At 61.0% G+C, this 26,208-nt stretch carries 28 protein-coding genes and 1 pseudogene; 18 read left to right on the forward strand and 11 right to left on the reverse strand.

What is annotated here, in order from left to right; translation table 11 throughout:
* Together E4U03_RS06730 and proC are read left to right on the forward strand one after the other, a co-directional pair.
* Positions 1 to 825: a sugar phosphate isomerase/epimerase family protein gene (locus E4U03_RS06730; protein WP_135012692.1), complete on the forward strand. Its 825-nt coding sequence runs from the start codon at positions 1 to 3 to the stop codon at positions 823 to 825.
* A complete protein-coding gene (proC, locus tag E4U03_RS06735; protein WP_135012694.1) occupies positions 819 to 1,670 on the forward strand; it encodes a pyrroline-5-carboxylate reductase in 852 nt (283 codons plus the stop codon). The genes E4U03_RS06730 and proC overlap by 7 nt, the downstream gene beginning before the upstream one ends.
* Before the next feature lie 445 nt (positions 1,671 to 2,115).
* Here the strand turns inward: proC and E4U03_RS06740 are convergent, their stop codons facing one another.
* Entirely contained in the window at positions 2,116 to 2,793 is a 678-nt protein-coding gene (locus tag E4U03_RS06740; protein ID WP_135012696.1) for a potassium channel family protein, read from the reverse strand.
* Positions 2,786 to 4,135: a TrkH family potassium uptake protein gene (locus tag E4U03_RS06745; protein WP_228065979.1), complete on the reverse strand. Its 1,350-nt coding sequence runs from the start codon at positions 4,133 to 4,135 to the stop codon at positions 2,786 to 2,788. The genes E4U03_RS06740 and E4U03_RS06745 overlap by 8 nt, the downstream gene beginning before the upstream one ends.
* Positions 4,136 to 4,444: 309 nt before the next feature.
* Here E4U03_RS06745 and E4U03_RS06750 point away from each other — a divergent pair, with 309 nt between their 5' ends.
* From E4U03_RS06750 to E4U03_RS06805, 12 genes are all read left to right on the forward strand, one after another.
* Positions 4,445 to 5,596, forward strand: a complete 1,152-nt coding sequence (locus tag E4U03_RS06750; RefSeq protein ID WP_135012741.1) for an acetoin utilization protein AcuC — start codon at positions 4,445 to 4,447, stop codon at positions 5,594 to 5,596.
* A gap of 148 nt (positions 5,597 to 5,744) precedes the next feature.
* Positions 5,745 to 6,512: an ArsR/SmtB family transcription factor gene (locus tag E4U03_RS06755; RefSeq protein ID WP_135012698.1), complete on the forward strand. Its 768-nt coding sequence runs from the start codon at positions 5,745 to 5,747 to the stop codon at positions 6,510 to 6,512.
* Between the two features lie 46 nt (positions 6,513 to 6,558).
* Positions 6,559 to 7,608 carry a FadR/GntR family transcriptional regulator gene (locus E4U03_RS06760; RefSeq protein WP_135012700.1) on the forward strand — a complete coding sequence of 350 codons (1,050 nt, stop codon included), beginning with the start codon at positions 6,559 to 6,561 and terminating at the stop codon, positions 7,606 to 7,608.
* Positions 7,609 to 7,844: 236 nt separating this feature from the next.
* Complete coding sequence (locus tag E4U03_RS06765) at positions 7,845 to 7,943, forward strand: 30S ribosomal protein bS22 (RefSeq protein WP_005504750.1); 99 nt, start codon at positions 7,845 to 7,847, stop codon at positions 7,941 to 7,943.
* 117 nt (positions 7,944 to 8,060) lie between these two features.
* A complete protein-coding gene (locus tag E4U03_RS06770) occupies positions 8,061 to 8,315 on the forward strand; it encodes a glutaredoxin family protein (RefSeq protein ID WP_135012702.1) in 255 nt (84 codons plus the stop codon).
* Between the two features lie 53 nt (positions 8,316 to 8,368).
* Positions 8,369 to 9,055 carry a histidine phosphatase family protein gene (locus E4U03_RS06775; RefSeq protein ID WP_135012703.1) on the forward strand — a complete coding sequence of 229 codons (687 nt, stop codon included), beginning with the start codon at positions 8,369 to 8,371 and terminating at the stop codon, positions 9,053 to 9,055.
* Positions 9,056 to 9,105: 50 nt separating this feature from the next.
* A complete protein-coding gene (locus E4U03_RS06780; protein ID WP_135012705.1) occupies positions 9,106 to 9,714 on the forward strand; it encodes a TlpA family protein disulfide reductase in 609 nt (202 codons plus the stop codon).
* On the forward strand, positions 9,707 to 10,459 hold the full coding sequence (locus E4U03_RS06785) for a cytochrome c biogenesis CcdA family protein (protein WP_135012707.1): 753 nt from the start codon (positions 9,707 to 9,709) through the stop codon (positions 10,457 to 10,459). The genes E4U03_RS06780 and E4U03_RS06785 overlap by 8 nt, the downstream gene beginning before the upstream one ends.
* Before the next feature lie 45 nt (positions 10,460 to 10,504).
* On the forward strand, positions 10,505 to 12,109 hold the full coding sequence (gene resB, locus E4U03_RS06790; protein ID WP_135012709.1) for a cytochrome c biogenesis protein ResB: 1,605 nt from the start codon (positions 10,505 to 10,507) through the stop codon (positions 12,107 to 12,109).
* A gap of 80 nt (positions 12,110 to 12,189) precedes the next feature.
* Complete coding sequence (gene ccsB, locus E4U03_RS06795; protein WP_167752348.1) at positions 12,190 to 13,281, forward strand: c-type cytochrome biogenesis protein CcsB; 1,092 nt, start codon at positions 12,190 to 12,192, stop codon at positions 13,279 to 13,281.
* Positions 13,282 to 13,434: 153 nt separating this feature from the next.
* A complete protein-coding gene (locus tag E4U03_RS06800) occupies positions 13,435 to 13,752 on the forward strand; it encodes a PadR family transcriptional regulator (RefSeq protein ID WP_135012711.1) in 318 nt (105 codons plus the stop codon).
* A gap of 39 nt (positions 13,753 to 13,791) precedes the next feature.
* Positions 13,792 to 14,865 (forward strand): hypothetical protein, encoded by a 1,074-nt coding sequence (locus E4U03_RS06805; RefSeq protein ID WP_135012713.1) that lies wholly within the window; start codon positions 13,792 to 13,794, stop codon positions 14,863 to 14,865.
* On the opposite strand, the gene E4U03_RS06810 is transcribed toward E4U03_RS06805, so the two are convergent.
* Positions 14,857 to 15,291 carry a PLD nuclease N-terminal domain-containing protein gene (locus tag E4U03_RS06810; RefSeq protein ID WP_135012715.1) on the reverse strand — a complete coding sequence of 145 codons (435 nt, stop codon included), beginning with the start codon at positions 15,289 to 15,291 and terminating at the stop codon, positions 14,857 to 14,859. The genes E4U03_RS06805 and E4U03_RS06810 overlap by 9 nt on opposite strands.
* Positions 15,292 to 15,408: 117 nt before the next feature.
* Between E4U03_RS06810 and E4U03_RS06815 the strand changes: the two genes are divergently transcribed.
* Positions 15,409 to 15,693, forward strand: coding sequence for a DUF4229 domain-containing protein (locus tag E4U03_RS06815; protein ID WP_135012716.1), 285 nt, complete (start codon positions 15,409 to 15,411; stop codon positions 15,691 to 15,693).
* Here the strand turns inward: E4U03_RS06815 and E4U03_RS06820 are convergent.
* Together E4U03_RS06820 and E4U03_RS06825 are read right to left on the reverse strand one after the other, a co-directional pair.
* The gene (locus E4U03_RS06820) at positions 15,690 to 16,607 is read right to left on the reverse strand and encodes a 1,4-dihydroxy-2-naphthoate polyprenyltransferase (protein ID WP_135012717.1); all 918 of its coding nucleotides are present in this window, start codon (positions 16,605 to 16,607) and stop codon (positions 15,690 to 15,692) included. The genes E4U03_RS06815 and E4U03_RS06820 overlap by 4 nt on opposite strands.
* Positions 16,608 to 16,697: 90 nt before the next feature.
* On the reverse strand, positions 16,698 to 17,963 hold the full coding sequence (locus E4U03_RS06825) for an AMP-binding protein (RefSeq protein ID WP_135012718.1): 1,266 nt from the start codon (positions 17,961 to 17,963) through the stop codon (positions 16,698 to 16,700).
* A gap of 106 nt (positions 17,964 to 18,069) precedes the next feature.
* Here E4U03_RS06825 and E4U03_RS12835 point away from each other — a divergent pair, with 106 nt between their 5' ends.
* A complete protein-coding gene (locus E4U03_RS12835; protein WP_167752349.1) occupies positions 18,070 to 18,246 on the forward strand; it encodes a hypothetical protein in 177 nt (58 codons plus the stop codon).
* A 15-nt stretch (positions 18,247 to 18,261) separates the two neighbouring features.
* Here E4U03_RS12835 and E4U03_RS06830 read toward each other — a convergent pair whose 3' ends face one another.
* The 5 genes from E4U03_RS06830 to gluQRS all read right to left on the reverse strand — a co-directional run bounded on the left by E4U03_RS06830 (position 18,262) and on the right by gluQRS (position 23,171).
* Complete coding sequence (locus tag E4U03_RS06830) at positions 18,262 to 18,696, reverse strand: acyltransferase family protein (RefSeq protein WP_135012719.1); 435 nt, start codon at positions 18,694 to 18,696, stop codon at positions 18,262 to 18,264.
* A 152-nt stretch (positions 18,697 to 18,848) separates the two neighbouring features.
* Positions 18,849 to 19,802: a 1,4-dihydroxy-2-naphthoyl-CoA synthase gene (locus tag E4U03_RS06835; protein WP_135012720.1), complete on the reverse strand. Its 954-nt coding sequence runs from the start codon at positions 19,800 to 19,802 to the stop codon at positions 18,849 to 18,851.
* Positions 19,803 to 19,921: 119 nt separating this feature from the next.
* A complete protein-coding gene (gene putP, locus E4U03_RS06840) occupies positions 19,922 to 21,421 on the reverse strand; it encodes a sodium/proline symporter PutP (RefSeq protein ID WP_135012721.1) in 1,500 nt (499 codons plus the stop codon).
* A gap of 225 nt (positions 21,422 to 21,646) precedes the next feature.
* A complete protein-coding gene (locus E4U03_RS06845; protein ID WP_280741492.1) occupies positions 21,647 to 22,087 on the reverse strand; it encodes an EamA family transporter in 441 nt (146 codons plus the stop codon).
* 97 nt (positions 22,088 to 22,184) lie between these two features.
* On the reverse strand, positions 22,185 to 23,171 hold the full coding sequence (gene gluQRS, locus E4U03_RS06850) for a tRNA glutamyl-Q(34) synthetase GluQRS (RefSeq protein WP_135012725.1): 987 nt from the start codon (positions 23,169 to 23,171) through the stop codon (positions 22,185 to 22,187).
* A 159-nt stretch (positions 23,172 to 23,330) separates the two neighbouring features.
* Here gluQRS and E4U03_RS06855 point away from each other — a divergent pair, with 159 nt between their 5' ends.
* Positions 23,331 to 24,245, forward strand: coding sequence for an MBL fold metallo-hydrolase (locus E4U03_RS06855; protein WP_135012727.1), 915 nt, complete (start codon positions 23,331 to 23,333; stop codon positions 24,243 to 24,245).
* A 13-nt stretch (positions 24,246 to 24,258) separates the two neighbouring features.
* Here E4U03_RS06855 and E4U03_RS06860 read toward each other — a convergent pair whose 3' ends face one another.
* The gene (locus E4U03_RS06860) at positions 24,259 to 25,845 is read right to left on the reverse strand and encodes a phosphatase PAP2 family protein (RefSeq protein ID WP_135012729.1); all 1,587 of its coding nucleotides are present in this window, start codon (positions 25,843 to 25,845) and stop codon (positions 24,259 to 24,261) included.
* 218 nt (positions 25,846 to 26,063) lie between these two features.
* Here E4U03_RS06860 and E4U03_RS06865 point away from each other — a divergent pair.
* A pseudogene (locus E4U03_RS06865) lies at positions 26,064 to 26,208 on the forward strand (o-succinylbenzoate synthase); the annotation flags it as partial.

Here is a 26,208-nt window from a genome sequence, read left to right on the forward strand (position 1 = left end):
ATGAGCACCGACGCACCCAAGAACCCGTCCGTCCGCAAGCCCGTACCGGTAGCGCTTTCTACCTCCTGCCTCTTCCCGCTCGGTGTGCCCGAAACCTTCTCAACCGCCGTAGACCTGGGCTACGACAGCGTGGAAGTCATGATCACCCACTCGGCCCTCTCCCAAGAGCCCCACGACCTGCTCGACCTGATCCAGAAATACCAGATTCCCATCTCCGCCATTCACGCCCCCACCCTGCTCCTGACCCAGCAGGTCTGGGGCCGGGCCTGGAACAAAATGCAGATGGCCGCAAAAATGACCAAGGCGGTAGGGGCGGACGTCATCGTGGCCCACCCGCCCTTCCGCTGGCAGAAGCTCTACGCCAAGAACTTCGTTGCGGGCGTGCGCGAAATATCAGAGCTCGAAAACGTCAAAATCGCCGTGGAAAACATGTACCCCTGGTCCATCAAAGGCCATGCGGTAGAGATGTACGCCCCCCACTGGGACCCCTCCCGTTTCGACTACGACTGGATGACCTGGGATTTCTCCCACGCAGCCGCAGCCGGGGACGACTCCCTTGAAGCCGTCAAACGCATCGGCTCCCGTCTGGGGCATGTGCACCTGACCGACGGCTCCGGCGATAAGGTCATGGACGAACACCTAGTTCCCGGTCACGGCACCCAGCCCGTCGCCGAAACCCTACAGTACATCGCAGCCAGCGATTTCGCGGGCGTTGTCTGCGCTGAAGTATCAACCCGCAAGGCCAAGGGCGCGGGGGCCCGCGACGATATGCTCTACGAGACCCTGCAGTTCGCCCGCACCCACCTAGCTAGGAGAACATCGTGACTACTGTTGCTTTTATTGGAACCGGTTCCATGAACGGAGCGATCGCCTCGGGCCTGCTTGCTGCGGGCACCGACCCCACCTCTGTGCGCGCGACCGTTGGCTCCCACGCCAGCATCTCTACCCTGCGTGAGAAGCTGGGGGAGGGGGCTCAGGGCGTAACCATCCTCGCTGGTGAGGACGGCGTGCAGGCTAACCTCAAAGCCACTGAAGGGGCCGACGTGGTGGTGCTGGGTGTCAAGCCCTACGCCATCCTTGATTTTGCCCGCGAAATTTCACCGGCTCTGGGCGAGAAGACCGTAGTGGTGTCGGTTGCTGCCGGTATTACCCTGGAAGCCCTACAGCGGGCCCTGCCCGAGGGGCAGCCTGCAATCCGTTGCATGCCCAATACTCCTTCGCGGGTGGGCAAGGGTGTGCTGGCTATCTCGGTGGGGCAGACCGTCACCGAGGAGCTTAAGGACGCCGCCGCTTCGGTTCTGGGGGCAGCCGGCCGGGTGATTGAGGTTGAGGAAGAGCAGATGGGAGCGGTGACCGCGGTATCTGGTTCAGGTCCTGCATACGCCTTCTTGCTCGCAGAAACTATGGCCGCTGCCGGGGTTAAGCTGGGGCTGGACGAAAAAACTGCTACCGAGCTAGCTGCCGCTACGGTAGCCGGTGCGGGCTACCTGCTAGATGTTGACCCCAATCCCCAGGACCTCCGTAAGGCTGTCACCAGCCCCAAGGGCACTACCGATAAGGCCATTACCGCCTACATCGATGGCGGCCTCTTCGAGCTGACCGAGACCGCTATGCGGGCCTGCCTGGCTCGAAACGAGGAAATGACAGAAGAGTTCAGCTCCGAAAAATAGTTCAGACCTAGCCTAAAAAGAAGGCCCTATAAGAGCATGCTGTGCTACCAAACCTCCTTGTGGAGTGGGGTAGGGCAGCCTGCCTTGTCTTTCCTGAACAAGGAATCTAGATACACTAAAGGCCAGTCCGTAGGGAATCGGACTGGCCTTCAGCTTTCTCTTCTGCCGGTAGGGATCCGACTTTAAGAGAAGGCTCGCAACCTGAAGTAGATGGGATTAGGGGGAACCATCTGGAAATTTTCAGGCTTTGAGCTACTTGAACGGGTTCGCGGACCGTTCAGTAATCACTCGCACCTTTAGAGGTAATTATAACTATATGCCAGTTTTTAAGTTTATGCACCCTGAAATCTGAAAAAAGACGAATTATTTCGGAAGACACCTGGGTGGTTTCTATGCTCAGGTGGGTATCGGGTATAGTCAACCGCTTCTTGTAGGCATAAACCTGTTAGGGTCGTGCGGCAAATCTTTCAATAAGGTCTACCTGACCCGAGACAATCAATAAATCGCGTGAAGAAACCCGGGTATCGGGTGTTGCGTAGGTAATTTCTTCACCCGGCGATTTCACTCCCACAATGGTCACCCCGTATTTAGACCGCACATTAGACTCGGACAGGGTGAAGCCGTGGGTCTCCTTGGGTGGGTACATTTTGACGATGGCGAAATCGTCGTCGAACTCGATGAAGTCCAGTAGACGGCCGGAGACCAGGTGGGCTGCTCGCACCCCTGCGTCCGACTCTGGGTAAACAACCCGGTGTGCTCCAATACGGGAGAGAATCTTGCCATGAGAAGGGGTGATAGCTTTAGCCCAAATGCGCTCAATGCCCAGATCCACCAGGTTGGCGGTAATCAGCACCGAGGCCTCCACGGAGGTGCCCACACCCACTACGGCGGCGGTAAAGTCCTGGGCCCCCAGCTGACGCAGGGCATTCATGTCGGTGGCGTCGGCCTCCACCACGTGGGTGAGGCCGCCTGACCATTTCTGCACCAGCACCGGGTCTTTCTCAACAGCAAGCACCTCTTTGTTCTGGCGGACCAGCTGGGCAGCGGTAGCCGAGCCAAAGCGTCCTAGTCCAATCACCAGCACGGGGGCGCTGTGGGCTGGGCGGAAGTCTTTTCTAGCCAATGATGGGCCTTTCTTCGGGGAACTTGTAGAGGCGGCGTCGGGAGCGCATTGCCAAGCCGGTGGCTACGGTGATGGTGCCGATACGGCCAATGAGCATGAGGACAGAGAGTACGTAGGTTCCGGACGGCGGTAGCTCGGCTGAGAGCCCGGTGGACAGGCCGCAAGTGGCATAGGCTGAGATGACCTCAAAGAGGGCCCGGTCGAGGCCGACCTTGCCAATCAGCATGACGGCGGTGGTTCCAGCCAGTACGAATATGAAGCTCATCATGATCACGGAGATGGCGATGCGCAGGACGGCGTCGGGAATGGTTCGGTTGAAAGCAACGACGAACTGGTCACCGCGGGCTTCTGCCAGAATCGCCAGGAAGACCACGGTGATGGTGGTGATTTTGATGCCGCCTGCGGTTGATGCAGAGCCGCCGCCGATGAACATGAGTACGTCGGTGAGCAGCATGGTGACGGGGTGAATGTCTGCCATGTCGACCAGGTTGAAGCCGCCGGAGCGGGTCATAATCGAGGCAAAGGCAGCGTTGAGGATTTTATCGCCCGCGCCCATGGTGCCGATGGTGCGGTCGTTGCCCCACTCCAGGGCACCCCAGGCAAAGGAGCCTAGGAAGAAGAGCACCAGCGTGCCGATGATGGTGAGCCTGGCGTTGAGATTCCACTTGCTAAAGCGCAGGTTGTTGCGCAGCACCAGAATGACGGGAAAGCCGAGGGAGCCGACCATAACGCCCAGGGCGATGGGGAAGAGGATCCAGAGGTCATGGCCGTAGGGCACAATACCGTCTGAATGGGGGGTGAAGCCCGCGTTGTTGAAGGACGAGACCGCATAGAATACGCCGTGCCAGATCGCCTGCCAGAGGGGCTCTCCCAGCACCAGGAAGCGGGGAATGAGCGTGAAGGCAATCAGGGCCTCAATGGCGATGGAGGTAAAGGCCACGGTGCGGAGCACTGAGCCTACTTCACCCAGGCGTCCGATATTGAGGGATTCCTGGGCGATAATTTTGGAGCGCAACCCCAGCTTGCGCCCCACTGCCAGCGCCAGTATGGAGGTGAGGGTGAGCGTGCCGAGTCCTCCAATCTGCGAGCCTAAGAGAATCATGAGCTGGCCAAAGAAGGTCCACTGCTCGGCGGTAGAAACCGTGGTGAGACCGGTGACGGTCACGGCGCTAGTCGCTGTAAAAACAGCGTGGTGGAACTCCACCTGCTGGCCATCGTGTGAGGCCCAGGGGGTGTAGAGCATGAGCGAGAAGAAAATAATGACCAGCAAGAAGGCTGCAATGGCGATACGCGAGGACGACGACCCGAAGAGGCGGTCTACCAGGTCGCGCAGGTGGGCCATGCGGGCCTGGAAGGCTGCCGAAAACTTAACAATTTGAAGGAGTTGCTGGTATTCCAGCTGCCCCTGTTCCATGGCGTCCAGAACCCGCTTGCGCTCTTGGACCTTGCGCACAATTTTGCCCACGTTCTTCACCTCGCTTTCTTCTGCCGTCTCTAGCGTAGTCTGCGTGTCATACAAGCGGGGTGTGGTGCCCGCAGAGTTTTATGTGTTTAATGGTAAGTGTGACTCAACTTACAAAAGGAGGTAGTGCTGGTGGCTATTATCGACAGCCTCACACCCACCGACGTGCGTGTGCTCTGGACTCCCGCCATGGCCAACTACTATTTTGGCGACTATCACCCCATGCACCCCTCGCGGTTGGATGCAACAGCTTCCCTAGCGCGGGACCTTGGGATTTTTGACCTCCCGCAGGTAGAGCTTGAAGAACCCGAAATTGCCACCGTGCACCAGCTCATGCTGACCCACGACTACCCATATATCGACGCGGTGCAAAAAATCAGTGCCGACCCAACACTGACCATCGCCAGCTGTGGGCTGGGTACCGAAGATACCCCCGGGTTTGAGGGGGTGCACGAGGCGTCCGCCCGACTCGCCGGGGGCACCTACCAGGCCGCCGAAGCTATCTTGAGCGGTAAGGTCAAGCACGCCGTTAACTTCGGCGGGGGCATGCACCACGCCTCACGCGATCACGCCAGCGGCTTTTGTATCTATAACGACTGCGCCGTGGGCATAGCCCGCCTGCTTGAAGCGGGAGTGCAGCGGGTCGTCTATATCGATGTGGACGCCCACCATGGGGACGGCACGCAAAGTATCTTCTGGGACGAGCCCCGGGTGATGACCATTTCCCTGCACGAGAGCGGCATGACCCTCTTCCCCGGTACCGGTTTCGCTAACGAGGTGGGGCCTGAAGGGTTGGCTGCCGGAACCTCGGTTAACATCGCCATGCCCGAAAGCACTACCGACTCGGGGTGGCTACGAGCCTTTGATGCGGTGGTCCCTAGCCTTCTGCGACAGTTTCAGCCCGAGGTGATCGTCAGCCAGCACGGCTGCGACTCCCATCTGGCCGATGACATGTCGCACCTGAACATCAGCATTAACGGGCAACGAGAAATTGCCGCCCATATCTCCTTGCTGGCGGACGAGCTCTGTGAGGGCCGCTGGATTGCCACCGGGGGAGGGGGCTACTCCATCTACAACGCTGTGCCCCGCTCTTGGAGCCACCTTATTGCGGTGGCGGCCGGCCAGCCCCTCGACATAAATATGCCCACACCGGAATCGTGGCAGGCTTATATGCTTGAAAAGTACGGGACCAAGGTGCCCACCATGATGGGTGATCCCGTGGATCTTTGGTGGTACTCCTGGGAGGTTGGCTACGACCCAGCCAGCAGTGTAGACCGCAGTATTATGGCCACCCGCAAGGAAGTATTCCCCCTCTGGGGGCTTGATCCCTGGTATGACTAGGCCGGTATAGGGGAGGGGCACCGGGCCCGGCAGATGGCCCTGCCTGTGGGGTTCCCAGCCTGAGTGCTAGCTGAGCATAGACGAAGAACGTCCCCATTTCTGCTGGTCAAACATGCAATTGTGGGTATATATGTGTAAAGATGTCAGTATGAAAGACGACGTATTTGCTGTTATCGCCGACCCCACGCGGCGACACATCCTCCAGGCACTAGCCGTCGAACGACTAGCCGTTGGCGAACTGGTCGAGGAACTGGGCGTCAGCCAGCCCACCGTATCTAAGCACCTCAAGGTACTGCGCACTGCCGGTTTGGTCGAAACCGAAGCCGTAGGCCAGAAGCGTTTCTACTCCCTTGCCCCCGCGCCTCTAGCTACCGTCACCGACTGGGTCGACGGCCTGCTCGCTGCCCCCGTAGCCGAGACCACCCCCGCCCTCGAAGCGGTACCTGCCGCCGAGGCTACCTCTGTTGCTAACGAGAGCTCCGAGTCTGCCCATGAGGCAAACCCTGCTGCGCCTGAAACCACCTCTGTTCCCGATGAGCAGGAGGAGGTGTCCGCTCCGGCTGTCGATGTGCCCCACCCCAACACCGCGGGTATTACCTTCACCCCCCTGACCCCCTTTACCCCCGTGCTCGATAACCGGGTTGACGAAGAGGTCGCGGAGAACCAGGCGCCTGCCGAGGTGGAGCAGGACGCCGTCAGCGACCAGGTGCGCCAGCTCGCACAGAGCCTGAGCCTGGGTGTAAAAGATGAAGGTCCCATCAGCTTCAAGGTGCCCACCCCTGAGCAGGTGGTTGCCCAAGAGGCAGCGGCCAAGGCAAATGATGAACAGGCCCACAAGCAGGCCGGTGACGAAGAGGGTGATGACCGTGGCCTGTTGGCCAAGCTCACTCGCTGGGGTCGCCGCAGTTCCCGCTAGGCCCTTGCCCACCAACCGCTAGTTTCAAAGGACATCACAAGACTGTATGGCACACCATCAGCAGCTTCTCGACTGGATCGAGAACGAACTGATTAACCAGACCCTGCACCTGGGCGATAACCTGCCCGACGACAGGGTGCTGGCCCGTGAGGTGGGTATCAGTCAGAACCACATGCGGGAGAGTCTCAAGCACTGCGAAGAAATCGGGGTGCTCAGGCTCTACGAGGGGCGGAAAAAGAGCATTATCGCCCAGCTGGTGCGGGAACCGGCGGCCTCGGCGGGGCCAGCCATCAGCCTCTATCTGGCCAGCTCCCTCTCGCCCCGCCAGGATCTGCTGGCAACCTGCCTGCTGCTTGAAAATCACGCCCTCACAGGGCCCGACTACGATCAGTCAGCCTTCGAAGAGCTAGACCGCATCGTGGAGGCCATGCAGGGCGACGCTACCAGCCTGAGCGACTTTCATGACCTGGAAGCTGATTTCCATATCCAGCTGGGAAGGCTCTCGGGCAACGCCCTGATTTCTGCCCTCTTGGCGACCCTGCGTGACGCCATGATTGAGGCCCGCTTCGAGTTGGTCAGCCAGGTTCCCCTGTGGAGCGCTACCGCTTCGCGCCTGCGTATGGAGTATCGGGCTATTGTTGATGCTGCCCGATCTGGTGACGCTGCCCTCGCTCAGACCCTGCTCAAGGCTAACCTGCAAGAGCGCTTTGCTGAGGCCGGGCACTCGGTCGATTTTGAGACCCCGACTAGGGAAGCGGGCAGAATCAACCTTGAACCCATCGAGGTTGAGACCCAGGAGCTGGTGCCCGAAGACTGGGGCGGGCCCATTGAGCCTGATCTGTTTGAAGCCCTCACCCGTATCCAGCCCATGGGCGCAGCTCCTGCAAGCGCTCAGCCCCCTACAGGGAGCGCAACCCGCCGCAGGCAGGGGACGGTGAGCCCGGTCGTCCGCGTCGCTAGCACTACCGCCAGCCCAGAGGCTAGGGCGACAGACCCCCACGCTGCAGAACCTGCCAGGGCAGTGGAAGAAGACCCGGGGGAAGATGCCGCAGCGGTCCTGCGCGAGGGCTACGAGTGCGCCACCAGTGACCGCTAGAGGGTAGGTAAAACGAGAAAATGCTCTCACTTGTCGGTGAACAGTCGGCGAAAAGCCCTGTTTGCCTGTAGGCTTGGGAGAGAGCGTTTTTTCACGCCGAGGGTATTGCTATGCCCTTTATGCGTGCTTTGGAGCGTTTATACCGGTATAGCGCCCGGATAGCTACCGACCGACCGTCCCCGGGTGGTTGCTGTCGGCCGGGTATCGACCACTATTTAATAAGTGAGGTGAATCCAATGGGTTCAGTTATCAAGAAGCGCCGCAAGCGTATGTCTAAGAAGAAGCACCGCAAGCTTCTTCGCAAGACTCGCCACCAGCGCCGCAACAAGAAGTAAATTCTTCACCGCGAGCCCCGCACCTGTTTCGGTGCGGGGCTCGCGCTGTATCACCGGACTTTTCGGTGCGGACGGGCCCGCTCGCCTCGCGGGGGAGCGGCGGGTTAGAGTGGAGCAATGGCTACACCACTGATTGAACTGCTGACCAAGCCCGGTTGCCACCTGTGCGAAGCTGCCCGGGAGACGACCGGTCAAGTGGCAGGCAGCTACGGGCTGACCTACACAGAAATCAACGTTGAAGAGCACCCCGACCTGTTGGAGCGTCACCGCACCGAGATTCCGGTGTTGCGGGTTGATGGTGAGGTTAAGGACTTCTGGCAGGTCAACGCCAAGCGCCTGGCGAAGATTATTGAGAAGAAACTGGCGGAGTAAACCGGCGGGGTCGCTGGTTAGCGCTTACTGACTAGGTTTGAGAGACTAGAGATATGAACACTTCTTCGGCAACTGTCACCGTGCACCTGATGCGCCACGGCGAGGTGCATAACCCCGACCGTATCGTGTATGGGCGTCTGCCCAACTACCACCTGTCTGAGACGGGGCAGAAGATGGTGCGCCTGTCTGCCGAAGAGTTCAAGCGCCGTGCGGACGCAGGTGCCAACATCGTGCACCTGGTCTGCTCCCCGCTCACCCGCACCCGCGAGTCGGCTGCTCCCATCGAGGAACTGCTGGGCCTGGTTGCCCAGCCCGATGAGCGCGTGATTGAGGCCGGGAACTACTTCGAGGGTCTGCACGTGAATAAGCAGGAGCTCTTGAACAATCCCCGCCACTGGAAGCACCTGCTCAACCCCCTGCGTCCGTCTTGGGGTGAACCCTACCGGGACCAGGTGAAGCGCATGGCTGAGGCTATTAAGGACGCAGCCCGCACCGCCTACGAAAAGGGCGGGGACGGCGCTGAGGCGATTATCGTCTCGCACCAGCTACCCATCTGGATGGCCCGCACCTCTGTAGAGGGCGGGGCGCTGCCGCATGACCCGCGCAGCCGTCAGTGCAATTTAGCTTCCATTACAAGCTTTACCTTCCCCAATATTTTCTCCCCTGGCAAGCCAAAACTCTCCTATGTTGAGCCTGCTGCCGAACTCTATTCAGGTGTTATTCAGTTACCGGGGTCATAATGGCACCGACTACAAGCGCACACCACACTGACCTGAAAGACCTGTAATTCATGTCTACCTCTTTCCCTATCCGCGTGAGCCGTAAGCAGGCCCTGAGCATGGCCGCTCTGGGAGCCGTTGGCCTGCTCTCTGCCTGCTCATCAAGCCAGGACTCCCTGGCTGCCCAGGCCGATGCGGGCGACTCCAAGGGCTACATTGCAGGCGACGGCAGTGTTACCGAGTACCCCGCCGGTGAGCGCGGTGAACCCGTTGACTTTGAAAGCGAGCTCTTCGACGGCACCGTCGTCTCCGCCGCAGACCTGCGCGGCAAGCCCGTCCTGCTGAACTTCTGGTACGCCGGGTGCGCCCCCTGCCGGGCTGAAGCCCCCCTGCTCAACGAACTCTACGACACCTACGGTCAGAAGGTCGCCTTCTACGGGGCCAACGTGCGCGACGAAAAAGGTACCGCTGAGGCCTTTGAGAAGAACTTCTCCGTGCCCTACCCCTCCTTCCGTGACGTGACCGGCAAGGTGCTGCTTGCCATGAGCAAGTACGTGCCTGCCCAGGCGGTGCCGACCACGGTCGTCCTCGACACTGAAGGACGCGTAGCGGCCCGTATTCTGGGGCAAATCGACAAGTCTGTGCTGGGCACCCTGCTCGAAGACCAGGTCAGTGCCTAGCTTCGGCAATATCGTTCTCGACGGTTCCCTCTGGCTCTCCCTGCCCCTTGCGGCGCTGGCGGGCCTGGTCTCGTTTGCCTCCCCCTGCGTGCTGCCGCTGGTGCCGGGCTACCTGGGCTACGTGACCGGCCTATCGGGGGGAGAGATGAGCCCCCGCCGCCGCAACCTGCGTATGGTGACCGGGATTGTCCTGTTCGTGCTGGGCTTCTCCTTTATCTTTGTGCTCATGTCTGTGATCCTGGCCCAGCTGGGGGCGGCCCCCTGGCTGCGCGGGCAGGGCTGGGTCAACCTGGTGCTGGGCCTGCTGGTGATTGTGATGGGTCTGGTCTTCATGGGCCGCTTCGACTTCTTCCAGCGCGACCGCAAAATTGAAGCCAAACCCCCGGCTGGCCTCTGGGGCGCCCCGATTCTGGGCATCACCTTTGGCCTGGGCTGGGCTCCCTGTATCGGCCCGACCTTCGCGGCCGTGCAGACCCTGGTCTACACCGGGGGCTCCGATAACACTAAGGCGGTGCTGCTGACCCTGGCCTACTGCTTGGGGCTAGGAATCCCCTTCCTGCTGGTAGCCCTGGGCGTTGCCCGCGGTATCAACACCATGGACTGGGCTCGCCGAAACCGACTCCTACTCCAGCGCCTGGGCGGCATCATGCTCATCATCATCGGTCTGCTTCTGGCGACCGGCCTCTGGACACAGCTGATGTCCTGGTTCCAGGCCAGCATGCCGGTCTACGAACTCCCCATCTAAACACACCCCACACTCACGCATCGAACCGAAGATAGCAAGGAAAACATGGCAGAGACTCAGGACGCCCCGGCCCTAGGCCCGCTGGAAATGCTTCGCTGGGCATGGGCGCAGCTGACCAAGATGAACACCGCCCTCTTCCTGCTGCTCATGCTGGCGGTCGCCGCTGTGCCCGGTTCGGTCTTTCCCCAGCGTATTCAGGACCCCGCCGCTGTAGCCGACTACATCGAGGTGCACCCCACCTGGGGCCCTATCGCTGATAAGCTCCAGCTCTTTGATGTCTTCTCGTCGGTCTGGTTTGCGGCTATCTATATTCTGCTTTTTGTGTCCCTGATTGGCTGCGTCATTCCCCGCGCTACCAAGCACTATCAGGCGATGCGGTCTGTCCCCGCCCGAACCCCCAAGAATTTCTCCCGCCTACCCCAGCACCGCACCCTCACCATTCCCGTGGACGCCGGTGTCGGGGAACTGACGGCAGCCCGCGCTATTGAGGACGCTGCCGCCGTCCTGAAAAAGCGCCACTACCGTATCGAGGTGCGCGAAGAAGCCCCGGGAGTCGTGAACGTTGCCGCCGAACGCGGCTACCTGCGCGAACTGGGCAACATTCTCTTTCACTTGGCCATGATCGGCGTGCTGATTGCGGTAGCGATTGGCTCCCTCTTTGGCTACAGCGGCCAGCGTGTGGTGACCGAGGACGAAACCTTCGTCAACTCTCTGGTTGCCTATGACTCCTTCAGCCCTGGCACCAACTACAACCCCGACTGGCTGGTGCCCTACTCAGCCACCCTCAATAACCTGACCGTCGAATACGACCGCCAGGAAGGCTCACCCACCTACGGGTCAGATATCAACTACGAAGCTGACTTTACCCTCACCAGTGCAGACGGTGAACAGCGCGAGCAGACTCTCAGGGTCAATGAACCCATCTACTTTGAGGGAACCTCTATCTATCTGCTGGGCAATGGTTACTCGCCGGTCGTCCGTATCACCAACATTGACGGCTCTGTCGCCTACGAGGGGCCCGTGGTGGGCCTGCCCTCGGGCCGTAGCTACCTCTCATCTATCGTACTGAAGGTTCCGGACGCCCACCCCGACCAGCTGGGCTTCGTTGGCATGTTCCTGCCCACCGGCGAACGCACCACCGGAAGCGCCCCCACCTCTATCGACTCAGACCTACTCAACCCCATGCTGGTGCTCCAAAGCTACGCGGGCGACCTTGGGCTTGATAACGGCGTGCCCCAAAACGTGTACGTGCTTGACGTTGATAGCTTGACCCCGCTCAACACCATGGCCGCCGGTAACGGTATTGTGCTCGATGCCAGCGACAATACCGCCACCCTGCCCGATGGCCACGGAACTATCGAATTCCTGGGTGTTAAGCGCTACGCTGGCATTGAGATTAGGTCAGACCCCGGTCGTCCTATCGCCCTGGTTTCAGCGACGCTACTCTTTGGCGGCCTGCTCATTTCGGTCTTCGTTGCCCGCCGTCGCGTCTGGGTGCGATCCACCGAAAGCGGCACTGGAGCAGACCGCGTACTCACCGTCGAATACGGCCTACTGGCCCGCGGCGAAGACTCCCGCCTCGCCACCGAAGCCGACAAACTCACCGACCTCTTCGCAGAGCGGTGGGGACTAGAATTTGATGAAGCCTAACCTACCCACCACCCGCACCGGGGCAACCCGGCCAGGCACCGGCGTCCGCGCCCTACCTCAACCTGTGAAGTGAGAACACCATGTCAGAAGTCAACATAGAGCTCGCCCGCTGGAGCGAACTCTTCATGTACTTAGCAGCCATCACCTACATGGTTGCCTTCGTCGCCTTCGCCTGGGACGTCGCCTCCCACTCCCGCACCACCAAGCGCCTAGAAGCAGCCAACGCCCCCGAACCTGAAAAGGAACTCGTGGGCGCGGGCGCAGCCGTCAAGAACGCCCGATCTGCCCGCATCACCGGTACCGAACAGGGCACCGGTGCCCGCGGCATGGGCTACAAGCGGTCAGCTGCCGCTAAAATCTCCGGCCACGTTGCCGACTCAGAAATGCGCTACGGCACCGGCGAACGCCGCCCCGCCGCCCGCGCCGGTGTGGTCATCCTGGCCCTGGGCTGCCTCATCCACCTAGCCGGTGTGCTCTCCCGCGCCTTCGCCGCTAACCGCGTGCCCTGGGGCAACATGTACGAGTTCTGCACCACCGGCGCCCTGCTCGTCGTAGGGGTCTACCTGGGCTTCCTCATCTTCCGCGACCTGCGCTTTGTAGGCACCCTGGTCTCTGGCCTCGCCCTGACCATGATGACCGCAGCCACCATCGCCTACCCCACTCCCGTAGGCCAGCTGGTGCCCGCCCTGCAGTCCTACTGGCTGGTCATCCACGTGTCCATTGCAGTGCTCGCCTCGGCTATCTTCACCATCACCTTCGCCATGGCAATCCTGCAGCTGGTACAAACCTCCCGCGAACGCCACATCATCGAAGGTAACGACAGCTCCCTGGCCCGCCTCGGCTTCATGCGCCTCATCCCCTCATCCACCGCCCTCGAAAACTTCTCCTTCCGCCTCAACACCGTAGGCTTCGCCATGTGGACCTTCACCCTGGGCGCCGGCGCCATCTGGGCCGAGAAAGCCTGGGGCCGTTACTGGGGCTGGGACACCAAGGAAGTCTGGACCTTCATCATCTGGGTCGTCTATGCAGCCTACCTGCACGCCCGCGCCACCCGCGGCTGGTCAGGCCCGCCCAGCGCCTGGCTCTCCATCGCAGGCTACCTCTGCATCATCTTCAACTTCACCGTGGTCAACGTGTACTTCTCGGGCCTGCACTCCTACTCGGGTCTGTAAACCGGTTTATCGCTGACGCTTTTCCACAGGTTCAAAAAAGCCCCCGCACATTGTGTGCGGGGGCTTCTGTGTAGATGTTATTCGGTAATAATCGACAAAAGTCTTGAAACCTATCTAGGTAGATGTTGTACTTAGGTACAGAAGGAGGTGCTCATGAACCCCACCACCTACCCGCCGGCCCTGGTGCGGGCAACCCTACCCACCGCCGTCCTAGCCTGCCTGGCTCAAGAAAACCTGCACGGCTACGGCCTGGCTACCCGCCTGGAAGAGATGGGCTACGGACGCCTGCGCGGCGGCTCCCTCTACCCGGCCCTCTCCAAGCTCGAAGAAGCCGGGTACGTCACCACCAGCTGGACGGAAGGGGAGAACGGCCCTGCCCGCCGTCAGTACCGGCTGGCGGACGCAGGTGCCCGCCAGCTCGCCAACGAGCGCGCCACCCTGGCCCGGCTCACTAGCGCCCTCGGAGCCTAAACCCACCCGAACCGTTTCAACATGACTCAAGGAGGAGACATGACAAGCAGCCCCTACGAACGCCTGACCGTCGCAATCGAAGAAGCCAGCGACAACCCGGCAGACAAAGACTGGGTACAAACTGCCTTTGCGACCCTCGCTACGAACGGTGTCAAAGCATTCACCAGCGAAAGCACTATCAACCGCGTCATTAGACAGGTTGCAGAAAGCGGCGAAAGCGCCACGGACCTCTACGGTAATCCAGAGGGGTGGGCCTACAGCAAAATAGCGGGCTGGAAGGAAAAGGGAACCCAGGCCTTTGAAGAGAGCGAACCTCTCAACCTGAAAACGGTTATTACCTATGGGCTGACAGCAGGCGGGATATTTTCTATTTTCTTCATGCTGGTGTATGCATTGCCCAGCAATAGGCCTGATACTGCCCACCTGGGACTGCTACTAGGGATTATCCTGCTGGGGCTAGCGATATCCAGCAGTCAGTACACTTTCCAGAGGTCTCAGCGCCGCTTTGGTTTCGTAGCTGCTATAGGGCTGACTGGCCTCGTTATTGGAGCTATAGCCTGTTGCCTTGCCCTGCTCTTTGCATGGTTCTCAGAGAATACGGGGCGTTACTCAGTATGGTGGATGTTACCCGTTGCAGGAGCTGCCAGCTTCGCCCTTGCCTACCTAGCTCACCGATTACTGCCTGAGTCCAACTATGCCCATGCCTCTAGCGTAGATTTCAGCGATAACGTTGAGTGGAAGGATGCATTTGTTCAGGCTCTCCGAGCTCGGGGAGATATCAGCGATAATCGAGTAAAGGAAGAAATAAACCGGGTGCAGGAGTACACCCAAAACACCGGAAGTAGCTACCTCGAAGAATTCGGCCACCCGGTAGCCTATGCCCGTTCCCTCTCAGAACAAAAGAAGGTCAAGCCCTACCGTCTCTATCTGCACTCCCTACTTATGCTCGCAATATTCGGTATATGGGGCTACGGACTTTACACGACTGATGACTACGCTAGCTTGACCTGGCGCCTGCCACTCTTAGTTGTCATTGTCATCGGGGGTGTACTTGAAACCAGAAGGCACTACCGGGCCTACCGCCAGGCGAAAGCGCAGTCCAGCTCATTCTGACGCTGGGCGATCCTTATCGTCTGTGGGGCCGGTAGCATCGTCGCCCTGCCCGGGGGCCTGCTTGCCAGGGGCAGGGCCCTGCCCACCGGCGTCCTTACGGTTCTTGCGCTGCTGCCACTCGGCGTCCTGGCGCTCGCGCCGGGCCCGGGCCTCAAGGAACTTCAAAAACTCAGCGTCATCATCGGGAGCTACCGGCGGCTTAGCAACAGGCGCCCCAAAAGACCCGTGGCGCGACCCGCGCGGCCGCCCCAGCCAGAACCAAAGTATCGACCCCAGCAGCGGAAAGAGCACCAGCACAGCAAGCCAGGCCCCCTTGGGCAGGGTGCGAACGCGCAAACGGTCGGTCTGGGCAGCATCCAGAATCGAATAAATCCACACGCCCAGCAGGAGGGCGGCGCCGCCAATAATCAAAATAGCTCTACCCATACCCCCATTTTTCCATGAACAGGCCCGCCCGCCCCGCTTTGTGCGCTCACAGCGTGCCAGCTGAGCAGGCGCTCGCCGTGCAGACCTTGCCCGCAGTGGGTTGGGTAGAATGGAGGGGTGAATTTTCTGAAGTACTCCCTGCTCCGCCTGCTGTTCTCAGCTGCCGCCTTCTTCGCCTCCTACTACTTTGGCGTGGGCTTTATCCTGGCCATCATCTTCGGCGCGCTCATTGGCTTTGCCATCTGCTACCTGGCCTTCCCCCGCCTGCACGACGCCGCAGCTGCCGACTTTAACCGGATAATCCGCCGCAAGAACAAGCCCAAGAAAACGACCGTTGAAGACGAGAACCAGGCGATTGAAGACGAGCTGGACGAAGCAGCCCGCCGCAGCCAGGGCCTTTAGTAGCCGGTAAAGACGGTGGCCCGCTCAGCAAAGATTTCAAGCGGGTGCAGGGCTACCGCGAGGGCAATGAGCAGTGAATAAATCAGGGCAATGATGCCAGCCTGCTTAAGCACCGGAATCAGGTCGCGGCCCAGGGCGCCCGAGAGCACCACCAGGGCCGAATGAACGACCGGCCCAATCAGAATAAAGGCCAGGGTGTACCAGGGGTTCTGCGGAACCAGCAGGGCGGTCAGAGCCAGACCCAGGCCCATCTCTACGGCGTAGGTGATGCGCGAAGCTCGGTCGCCCAGACGTACCGCCAGGGTTTTCTTACCCGCATCAATGTCGGTGGGAATATCGCGTACGTTATTAGCCATCAGCAGGGCACAGGAGAAAAGCCCCAGGGCTACAGCGAAGACCCAGGAGCTCAGGGTCAGCTGGTTGCTCTGGGTAAACATGGTGCCTAGGGTGGCGACCAGGCCAAAGTAGATAAAGACGAAAACATCGCCCAGGCCCATGTAGCCGTAGGGGTGCTTGCCGCCGGTGTAGCCCCAGGCAGCCAGCACAGCCGAGGCGCCGATGGCCAGGAACCACCACTGCTGCGAGAGCATAATCAGGGCCAGCCCGCTCAAACCGGCCAGCCCGAAGCAGATAAAGGCAGCCATTTTCACGTGGGAGGGCTTGGCTACGCCCGAGCCGACCAGGCGCAGGGGGCCCACGCGGACCTCGTCCGTGCCCTTAATTCCATCGGAGTAGTCGTTGGCGTAGTTGACGCCTACCTGCAGGAAGAAGGCCACGAGAAAGGCCAGTAGGGCGCGGCCGGGTTTGAACTGGTGCACCTCGTAGGCGGCCGCAGAACCAGCAATGATAGGAGCTGCCGCCAAGGGGAGCGTGCGCAGACGCGCCCCTTCAATCCACTGTGCAACCGTTGCCACTGTTGTGCTCCTTATCAACCCAAGTTTCGATGTGGCGTCGCTACGCCACAAATACACACCATTTTCTCACTTTTTAGTGGTGGGCGCCCGCTAGTGGTCGCGTGACCTATCCCGATTTGCTAACTGGGCTTTCCAGGCTTTTGCAAGGAGCGCCTGGACGGCCCGCCGGTCAGGCTTGCCGGTGGGCAGAGTCGGCAGCTCAGGGAGCACCTCAACGAGTTTGGGGGCGGACGCTGCTCCCAGCTTTTCTGCCACCAGCTGGGGGAGGGCGTCCGCAAGCTCAGAAGCGCATGCGCTGTTGCTTACCACCAGGGTGACGGCGGCGGCGATAGCGGTACCCCAGCGGGCATCTGGAAGGCCTGCCACCAGGGCCTCACGCACGGTCGGGTGGCTTTCGAGGGCGGTAGCTACGGCTGCCGCGCTGGTTTTGATACCGCCGGAAATCAGCACGTCGTCGGCGCGGCCCGCTACGGTGAGGGTTCCGGTATGCGAGTCAAGGGTGCCCAGATCGTCGGTGCGGTACCAGCGGGTTCCCTGACCGTCTACAAAGAAGTGGGCGGCGGTGCGCTGCGGGTCCTTGGCGTAGCCGATGGCAATGGTTGGCCCGCCCAGCCAGATGCGCCCGGGGGCTTGCGGGTCGGCGGCATCGGCTTCTATCTGCACGCGGACGCCCGGCAGCGGCTTGCCCTCGTAGACACAACCCCCGGCGGTTTCAGCCGACCCGTAGGTGCGCACTACAGGGAGCTCCAGGGCGCGGGCGGTCGCGATGAGGTCGGCGCTGGCCGGCGCCCCGCCCAGCAGAATTGCGGAGAAAGAGCGCAGGGCAGCGAGGGTTTCTTCGTGGAGGGAGCCCTCCGGAGTTTCGAGCAGGCGGTGTAGCTGGGTGGGTACCAGGGAGACCAGCCGGTGCGGGACTGAGAGCTTTTCAGCGGAGCTGACGAAATCCTGAGCCGTGAAGCGGGTACCCTCGCTGACTGAATCGGTCAGGACGGGGGTGGTACCTGCCAGGGCAGACCTGGCCACTACCTGCGCCCCGGCAACGTACTGCAGGGGCAGAGCCAGGAGCCACTGGGCGCTGTTTATCCCGGTAGCTGTTTCTGTGCCCTGAGCCGACGCACGTAGCGCCGAAGACGCGAGTACCGTCTGCTTGGGGGCGCCGGTGGAGCCGCTGGTCGTGACCACCAGGGCGGGGGCGTCCTGCCCTCTCTCTAGCTCTGCAAAGCGGGTGCTGAAAGTGTGCAGGGCTTCGGTAACCTGCTGGGCGGGGCTGGCGGGCTGATCTGCTCCGACACGGACGGCGCTTCCCGGCCCGGGCAGGGCGGGTGAGGGGAGAGGTATGAAGGAATCTAGTGTCATGGCTCTTTTTAGTCTACGCCTGGTGATAATTGCCAGTTAGTACGCCTACTTGGTAATCTTGTGGGTGACACCTTCTGCTTCTCAAGGTCGAGATAGGAGCCATCCCATGCTTGAGGTAACCGGCGTTGAAATCGCGCTTTTGTTACTGTACCTGGCCCTGCTGGTGCTCTTCTTCGTAGTGCTGCTGGGGTTTCACAAGAAAAATAAGACCGAGATTCGGGTGATTCGTAAGCGCCTGGGCCTGGGCGAGAATGCCACAGGTAACACCGACAAGGGAGCCTAACCATGACTGTACTTGCTACCAATCTGCAAAGAAGTCCCAAGCGGTGCGACCCCAATAACTTACAGGTGCAAGTGCCAGCGTTGTGATAAAAGAAACTGCACCGACGAAAACCGCGGCTGGGAGCAGACGTCGAGCCCGGTTCGCGTAAAAGTGTTTAAAACTGACGGTATTGCGTTGTCTGAGCTCTTTGAGAAGATGAAGCGTGATGAGGTAGCCCGAGATAACGAAGAATATATCTACCCCGATATATCCGCCGGTGATGAAGTTCGGCCAGAAGTGGTTGGCGATGACGAGGGTGACGGCGATTTCTCGGAGGGCTTGTATATCGCTTCGTAGGTTTTTGGGTGAGCGAGGGGCGGTTGATATGGAACTCTTCGAAGAAAGTGCGTGGTAATGGTGACTGTGTATCAACTCTAAACCATCGCAGCAGAGCGAATACTGAAGAGGCATACGCAATTCGTTGTGGAGCGTCTATGGGGCAAGACCCCAACAGATGCCCACCAGACTCTCGTACTGCCCACCTTCCCTGTGGGCAGTACGAGAGTCTGGTGGGCACTTAGCCTGCGCGGCTCTGAGCTGGGCGCGCGGACGCCGGTGGGCGGCTAGAAGTAGTAGGGGTAGTTCTCCCAGTTGGGGTCGCGCTTCTCAAGGAAAGCGTCGCGGCCCTCGACGGCCTCGTCGGTCATGTAGGCCATACGGGTGGCCTCGCCGGCAAAGACCTGCTGGCCGACCATGCCGTCGTCCGGAAGGTTGAAAGCGAACTTGAGCATGCGAATCGCCTGGGGAGACTGGCGGGCAATGTGGGCTGCGTACTCCAGGCCCTTGGTCTCCAGCTCGGCGTGGGGCACCACGTCATTCACAGCGCCCATCTCGTACATGCGCTGAGCGTCGTACTCCTTAGCCAGGAAGAAAATCTCGCGGGCAAACTTCTGGCCCACCTGGCGGGCCAGTAAGGCAGAGCCGTAGCCGGCATCAAAGGACCCCACGGTTGCATCGGTCTGCTTGAACTTGCCATACTCCTCAGAGGCAATGGTCAGGTCGGCCACCACGTGTAGGGAGTGGCCGCCACCGGCTGCCCAGCCCGAGACCAGGGCGATGACTACCTTGGGCATGGTGCGAATCAGGCGCTGCACCTCCAGAATGTGCAGGCGGCCTGCGCAGGCCGGGTCAATCGAATCGTGGGTCTCACCCTCGGCGTAGCGGTAGCCGTCGCGGCCGCGAATGCGCTGGTCGCCGCCGGAGCAGAAGGCCCAGCCGCCGTCCTTGGCAGAGGGGCCGTTGCCGGTCAGCAGCACGGTGCCCACGTTGGAAGTCATGCGGGCGTGATCCAGCACCCGGTAGAGCTCATCGACGGTGTGCGGACGGAAGGCGTTGCGCACCTCGGGCCGGTCAAAAGCGATACGGACGGTTGGCAGATCTCGCAGAATCTCACCGGCCTCGTTGCGTTCCACCTGGCGGTGGTAGGTGATGTCGGTCAGGTCTTCAAAGCCCTCAACCAGGCGCCACTGGTGGGGGTCGAAAATGTCAGAAACCTTGGCAGGCAGTTCGTTAGTCATAGCCACCAGTCTACCCAGGGGTGCCCCGGGCTGGTTCCTTGTATGTAATTGAAAGTTTCATCTGCGCGTTCAATGCACGCGCAGATGAAACTTTCGACGACATTTAGCGGACGCTACCCCTAGCGGGAGAGCTCCACGGCGCGGTCGAACTCTTCGTTGATTTCGCGGGCGGTGGCGGAGTCACCCTTGTAGGTGGCAACCGACACCAGATAGGCAAAGAGCAGGTTGACCAGGAAGCCGGGCACAATCTCGTACATGTAGCCTGAGAGCACTTCGTTGTAGCCCCAGATGAAGACAGTGACGGTGCCTGCCACCATACCCGCTACGGCACCAAGTGCGGTGAGCTTGCGCCAGTAGAGGGAGAGAATCACGATGGGGCCGAAGGCTGCGCCGAAGCCAGCCCAGGCGAAGGAGACCAGGGAGAGCACAGATGAATTGGGGTTCCAGGCCAGCAGACCTGCGATGACAGAGATAACTAGCACGCCCGCGCGGCCCAGCCAGAGACCCTTGGCGTCTGAGAGTTCCTTACCGCCGCTGGTGAGCTTGTAGAGGTCTTCGGCCAGGGCTGAGGAGCAGACAATCAGCTGGGAGGAAAGGGTCGACATGATAGCCGCCAGCACCGCTGCCAGCACGAACCCGGCCAGTAGGGGGTGGAGCAGAATCTGGGACATATCCAGGAAGACCGACTCCGCATTGGTGGTGTCGGTCAGAGTGGCTTCGGGGTGGCGGGCAAAGTAGGCGATGCCGATGAGACCGGCGCTCATGGCACCGACCAGGGTGGCGATCATCCAGGTGATGCCGATGCGGCGGCCGGCAGTGGCGTCCTGGGCTGAGCGCAGACCCATAAAGCGCACGATGATGTGGGGCTGGCCGAAGTAGCCCAGACCCCAGGCAGCTGAGGAAAGAATACCCAGCACGGTGGTGCCCGCAAAGAGGGAGAGGGCGTTAGGGTTGACGGACTCGATGGTGGTTTCAAGGCCGGAGAAGCCGCCGATGTAAACCAGGGCCATAATCGGCAGGACGATGAGGGCGGTGAGCATGAGCAGGCCCTGGACGACGTCGGTGTAGGTTGCACCTAGGAAGCCGCCGAAGAGGGTGTAGGCAACGGTGATGCCGGCGACCAGCAGCATGCCGGTGTGGTAGTTACCGCCGAAGGAGGACTGGAAGAAGACGCCACCGGCGACCATGCCGGAAGAGACGTAGAAGGTGAAGAAAATCAGGATGACCAGGGCGGCAAAAATGCGGATGATACCGCGGGGGTCGCGCAGGCGGTTGTGGAAGAAGGAGGGGACGGTCACCGAGTTGCGGGAGACCTCGGTGTAGGCGCGCAGGCGGGGGGCTACGAACTTCCAGTTGAGCCAGGCGCCGGCAGTTAGGCCGATAGCAATCCAGGCTTCAGCCAGGCCGGTGATGTAGAGGGCGCCGGGTAGGCCCATGAGGAGCCAGCCCGACATGTCCGAGGCACCCGCTGACAGGGCCGCTGCGGTGGGTGAGAGAGAGCGCCCGCCGAGCACGTAGTCGTCGAGGTTGTTGTTCTTGGACTTGGCCCAGATGCCGATGCCGACCATGGCGGCGAAGTAGATAGCCAGGGCTATCAGCTGGTAGGTGGTGTTGCTCATGAGCTCCCCTTGGGTTGTGGGCAAGGACGTGCGGGTTGGGGTGGGTGCGTCGGCGCACCTTCCCTTTTGTGCAGTTTCTCTAAAGTATCTTGTTTAGATTACTTGAGGTATTTGCTGAAGCATACGTTTTGGTCTGTGGGTTAGCTTACACCCTGAGGGTCTGGGTGACACTATCTCCCCGCCTGAAGCTATTTAGAATCTGCCTACAAAACCGGTGAGCTTTTCTTAAGAGTGCCCCTGAGCGCGAGGGTCTATCACGGGTAGGGCCGACGTGTGCAGAGTTACCGCGATGGCTGACCTGTTGGTGCGCCAGACGATGTAGGCGCCGGAGGCGGCGATGAGCACAATGCCCAGGTAAGACCAGGCAGAGAGTACCTCACCCAGCATGAAGGTACCCACGATGGCCCCTACCACAGGGTCGATGGAGAAAAGTACCCCGATGACGGTGGCGCTGGTAAGCTGCCCGGCGATGTTATCGGCAGAATAGGCAAGGGCTACGCCCACGATGGCGGAGAGAGCCAGCTTGAACCAGGCGTCCGCGTCTAGCCCCACCATGGCGGGCACCGATAGGGGAAGCTGGATGAGCGCCGAAAAAGCCAGGGACATGGTGGTGCCGCGCAGGCCGCTGGTCGCGGCGGACGCTGAGCCCATGCGGGCCGAGAAGATAGTGTAGCCAGCCCGTAGACCAGTACCTGGGGAAGGTCTCGCCGCCTCAGGGCAAGAGGGTTAGGGCGTACCAGCGCCCACAGGACCACAGCGGCAATCAGGGCGCGCAGGTGCTTTCAAGCAGTGGGTCTACCACCGTCCAGGGGGCCTGTTTGATACGGTCGGGGCTAAAGACAGAGAGCATCTCAGCAGCCGTTTCGGGCAGGTGGGGGCCCTTCTCGCCCGCGCTCGCCCCGGTGACCGGGGGCAACGGAATAGAGGCAGCAATCATGCGCATGATGTGGTCGGTGCTGACCCCGGCAGCGGTGAGCTCCGCGAGAGTCACGGCCCCGTCCCGTTTAGCCAGGCGCTTGCCTTCAGCATTAAGGGCCAGGGGGACATGGGCGTAGGTGGGCACCTGCAACCCCAATAGGTGAGCTAGATAGGCCTGGCGGGGAGCCGAGGGCAGCAGATCGTCGCCGCGCACCACCTCGGTGACCCCCTGGTAGTCGTCATCAACCACACATACCAGGTTGTAGGCGTAGACCCCGTCGGCCCGCACCAGCACAAAGTCGTCGACCGCGTCGGTGTATTCCCCGGCGAAACGGTCGGTGACAGTCCATTCGCTCACCTGGGCTTTGAGGCGCAAGGACGCCGGCCTCAGCTGCCTGCGCTCGGCCCGTTCAGCCTCGGTAAGGTTGCGGCAGGTGCCGGGGTAGGCGCCGGGGGCGCCGTGCGGGGCGCTGGAGGCCTCCTGAATTTCTTTGCGGGTGCAGTAGCACTCGTAGACCAGCCCTGCCTCGCGCAGGCGGATCAGGGCGTTCGCGTAGGCATCTAGGCGGGTGGACTGGTAGAGCGCCTCTCCATCCCAGTCGATGCCCAGGGCGGCAAGGTCGGCCAGCTGACGCTCTGCCGCCCCCTTCTTGACCCGGTCTAAATCCTCCACCCGCATCACAAACCGGTCTCCCGCGGTACGGGCCATCATCCAGGCCAGCAGAGCGGTACGCAGGTTACCTAGGTGCAGGTCACCGGAAGGGGAAGGCGCATAGCGGCCGCAGGGCAGGGGAGCGGACGGGGGCGAAGCGGGGGAGGAAGTAGAAGACATCACCCCTCTAGTCTAGTAGCTCACAGGCTTCTGCAATATGACAGAAGGTTGCGCTGAGTAGGCAGAGAGCTGTCAAAAAGTGCAGTGTGGCAAGAAATAACCCCGCAAGTGGGGTTTAAACAGGCTGCTCACCTGCCTGAGTCCAGTACCTTAGAGAGTATGGCTAGAACTCTTGAAATTGCCGATGGTATCTATCAGATCTCAACGGATAACTACCGTCTTAACTCCGGCCTGATTGTGGGCGTAGAGAAGGCTATGGTGATTGATACCGGTGCCGGGCCTCGTCAGGGCGCTGAGATTCTAAGAGCGGTCCGCCGGGTCACCGACCTCCCCTTGGTCGCGGTCAACACCCACGCGCACTTCGACCGCTTTATGGGCAATGCTGTGTTCGCCGCCGACGGGGTCACCGATATCTGGGCCCACCCCCGCGCAGCCCGCGCTATCGAAAGCTACGGCGACCGCCAGCGTCTTTATGTTGAGGTGCTAGAACCCGAGATGGCTCACCAGGCTGGCCCCAACACCGAGCTTGTGGTGCCCACCCGCTTCCTGCCCGGTGACGGCACCCGCCCGGCCTTTACCCGCGTAGAGCTAGGCCAGCGGGCCGTGACCCTCATGTACCTGGGCCTAGCCCATACTGACGGGGACGTGCTGGTAGGCGTAGACGACGTCCTGTTTGCCGGTGACATCATCGAGCAGGGCTCAGACCCTGCCTTCGACGACTCCTACCCCGAACTGTGGGTCAGCACCCTACGCACCCTGGCAGGGCTCGACCGCTACCGTATCTTCGTTCCCGGGCACGGCACCCCGGTGGAGAGCACCTTTATCGAGCGTATGGCCGACACCATGGAAGATGCCGTTCAGAAAATTGCTGACTCCGCCCTGAAGAAGGTCAAGGGGGCCACTACAGCCTCCATGTACCAGCTACCCTATTCGGGCGGGTCCACCCGTATTCTGCTTGACCGCCTGATGAAGCTTGAAGCCTGTGAGGCTGAGGGGCAGGGGCTCTCAACCGTCACCTTCGAGGGGGACGCCGCGTCCGGCCTCACCGGCCCCATTACCCTGGGTCAGGGCTAAAGGCCCTGAGGGCCTAGTAGGCCCAGACCTTCCGGTAGGCGCTGCGCTTCTTGTTCTGGGGGCGCAGCAGGGCGACCTGGGTGCTGGTAGTCAGGGCCGCTACCGCCCCGATGAGGCAGATCGCTGCCATAAAGGCAGAGCCGGGAATCGGGTTGGTGTAGGTGACCCAGTAGAGGGCCAGAGCGCAGAAACCCGAGAAGAACCCTGAGATAGAAAGCAGAGGAACCAGAATCAGCCCTGACCGCTGGGTATCGCTCATATCAAGTTCCTCTGAGCGCATGAAGCGCAGAATCACGAGCCCCAGCACACCCCAGAGACCGGTGACCAGAATAGCTGTGACCACATCGGCTGGGCGGTGCCAGCCGTTGACTACGGTGGAATAGCCTGCCGCTACCGTAAAGACCATGCTGATCAGGGCCACAGTGGGACGGAAACGCTTGGGGGAGGCCAGGAAGAGGGCCAGGCCCGCAGCAGCCGCGAAAGTCGTGTGGCCGGACGGCGCTGAGTTGCCCAGGGCCTCCTGAATACCCAGGTTGGGCTTGACGATGATGTAGTTCTTCAGCAGCTGGGTGGTGAGATTAGCACCGGCGGCAATGGCCACACCTACCAGGGCAGGCACAAAGCGGTGCTTCCACAGCAGCACAAAGAGAATACCGATAGCCGCGGTAATACCGGCGGCGGTGGGGATGAAGTCAAGCAGAGTAGAGGTCTGCTCGGTATAGGTCATGAACTGGTAGGAGAACTCCTGGAAGGAAATCTCGTCGAGCTCCTGGCCGGTTGGCGTTGTAATAAAGAAAATAAAGGCCGCCACCAGAAGGCAGAAAAGGGTGCCTGCCGCAAAGAAGTGCTGAATCAGGGTCCAGAGGGAGGGGCGGGTCTGCCTAATATGCGAGGGGGTGAGCATATGCAGACGGCCCGAGGGGGAATCTTCGCCAGAGTGAGCCTGGCTACCATAGGGGGTTCGGCCGTAGCCCGGAGCCTGCTGCCCCGGGGCACGATAATTTTGGGCAGGGCAGCCGGGGGCAGGCCGTCCTTGCCTAGCAGAGGCGGGGGCGCTGTAGGCGGCCTGTGGGGCCCGGTGGGCGCTGACGGCGTCCGGACGCGGGGCCGCGGCCTGGGCACGGGCCTTGGTAGCGGCGCGGGCGGCACGCTCCTTTTTTACCCGGCTGGCTGCCTCCTGGGCCGCTGCCTGCGCGGCGGCAAAACCGGTCTTAGCTGCTGCCAGCCCGCTGGCGGGACCGGCCTGCAACTTAGCTTTGATGGCCTCACCCTGGGGTGCAGAAGGCACGGCAGGCTGGGCCTCTAAAAGCTGGGTGCGGTCGGGGTCAGCCGAGGGAGCGGACACGGTCCTAGTCAGTGGCTGAGTCACCGGGTGCAGCTGGGCAGACTGCGACCGTACAGAGGCAGGGAGCACCACGGTGGCGTCATCGTCCGTAAAAGCGGCGCGGGCCTGAGAAGCGGGAAGCACCTCGGTAGCGTCTTCACCGGGGCTCACCGGCAGAGCGACCGTGCGGTCGTCGTAGGCCTGGGGCGTTAGCACCTCGGTGGCATCGTCGGGTGTGCCAGAAACAGCGTTAGAATCGCGCTTTTCAAAACTCACAGTTATCGCCAAAGACCTTTCTGCCGCGTGTAGACACCTCAACGAGCCTACCAACCCCTGCCTGCTATTTCAGCCCTAGACCCTGCTAGGAGCTGACAGGCTCAGCCTGCACTGCTATTGTGACAAACTCACATGGGACTTTCCTGAGAGAACCCCTAATGTTGCGCGAGCACCTGCACACAGCCCCGCAGAAGCGGTAGAAGAGTAGATTAGAAGGTATGACAGCTAGCGCCCTGCCCCTTAATATTTCCCTGCCTCCGCTTGAAGAAATCTTGTCGGCAACCCGTGTAGTGGCTCTGCCCATGCGGGTGAAGTTCCGCGGTGTCAGCCTACGTGAAACCGCTCTGATTCAGGGGCCGGGAG

It is taken from the genome of Rothia nasimurium (assembly GCF_004569295.1).
Taxonomy (GTDB): Bacteria; Actinomycetota; Actinomycetes; order Actinomycetales; family Micrococcaceae; genus Rothia; species Rothia nasimurium_B.

What these genes read in the sequence shown, in the direction of transcription:
- E4U03_RS06810 (WP_135012715.1), bottom strand. Translation starts at nt 15,291, where the DNA reads ATGGGTAGAGCTATTTTGATTATTGGCGGCGCCGCCCTCCTGCTGGGC.
- E4U03_RS06800 (WP_135012711.1), top strand. Translation starts at nt 13,435, where the DNA reads ATGAACCCCACCACCTACCCGCCGGCCCTGGTGCGGGCAACCCTACCC.
- E4U03_RS06765 (WP_005504750.1), top strand. Translation starts at nt 7,845, where the DNA reads ATGGGTTCAGTTATCAAGAAGCGCCGCAAGCGTATGTCTAAGAAGAAG.
- E4U03_RS06750 (WP_135012741.1), top strand. Translation starts at nt 4,445, where the DNA reads ATGGCCAACTACTATTTTGGCGACTATCACCCCATGCACCCCTCGCGG.
- E4U03_RS06830 (WP_135012719.1), bottom strand. Translation starts at nt 18,696, where the DNA reads ATGCCTCTTCAGTATTCGCTCTGCTGCGATGGTTTAGAGTTGATACAC.
- resB (WP_135012709.1), top strand. Translation starts at nt 10,505, where the DNA reads ATGGCAGAGACTCAGGACGCCCCGGCCCTAGGCCCGCTGGAAATGCTT.
- E4U03_RS06730 (WP_135012692.1), top strand. Translation starts at nt 1, where the DNA reads ATGAGCACCGACGCACCCAAGAACCCGTCCGTCCGCAAGCCCGTACCG.
- gluQRS (WP_135012725.1), bottom strand. Translation starts at nt 23,171, where the DNA reads ATGTCTTCTACTTCCTCCCCCGCTTCGCCCCCGTCCGCTCCCCTGCCC.
- E4U03_RS06760 (WP_135012700.1), top strand. Translation starts at nt 6,559, where the DNA reads ATGGCACACCATCAGCAGCTTCTCGACTGGATCGAGAACGAACTGATT.
- E4U03_RS06745 (WP_228065979.1), bottom strand. Translation starts at nt 4,135, where the DNA reads ATGGCCCACCTGCGCGACCTGGTAGACCGCCTCTTCGGGTCGTCGTCC.
- E4U03_RS06755 (WP_135012698.1), top strand. Translation starts at nt 5,745, where the DNA reads ATGAAAGACGACGTATTTGCTGTTATCGCCGACCCCACGCGGCGACAC.
- E4U03_RS06775 (WP_135012703.1), top strand. Translation starts at nt 8,369, where the DNA reads ATGAACACTTCTTCGGCAACTGTCACCGTGCACCTGATGCGCCACGGC.
- E4U03_RS06855 (WP_135012727.1), top strand. Translation starts at nt 23,331, where the DNA reads ATGGCTAGAACTCTTGAAATTGCCGATGGTATCTATCAGATCTCAACG.
- ccsB (WP_167752348.1), top strand. Translation starts at nt 12,190, where the DNA reads ATGTCAGAAGTCAACATAGAGCTCGCCCGCTGGAGCGAACTCTTCATG.
- E4U03_RS06770 (WP_135012702.1), top strand. Translation starts at nt 8,061, where the DNA reads ATGGCTACACCACTGATTGAACTGCTGACCAAGCCCGGTTGCCACCTG.
- E4U03_RS06835 (WP_135012720.1), bottom strand. Translation starts at nt 19,802, where the DNA reads ATGACTAACGAACTGCCTGCCAAGGTTTCTGACATTTTCGACCCCCAC.
- E4U03_RS06780 (WP_135012705.1), top strand. Translation starts at nt 9,106, where the DNA reads ATGTCTACCTCTTTCCCTATCCGCGTGAGCCGTAAGCAGGCCCTGAGC.
- E4U03_RS06805 (WP_135012713.1), top strand. Translation starts at nt 13,792, where the DNA reads ATGACAAGCAGCCCCTACGAACGCCTGACCGTCGCAATCGAAGAAGCC.
- putP (WP_135012721.1), bottom strand. Translation starts at nt 21,421, where the DNA reads ATGAGCAACACCACCTACCAGCTGATAGCCCTGGCTATCTACTTCGCC.
- E4U03_RS06825 (WP_135012718.1), bottom strand. Translation starts at nt 17,963, where the DNA reads ATGACACTAGATTCCTTCATACCTCTCCCCTCACCCGCCCTGCCCGGG.
- E4U03_RS12835 (WP_167752349.1), top strand. Translation starts at nt 18,070, where the DNA reads ATGCTTGAGGTAACCGGCGTTGAAATCGCGCTTTTGTTACTGTACCTG.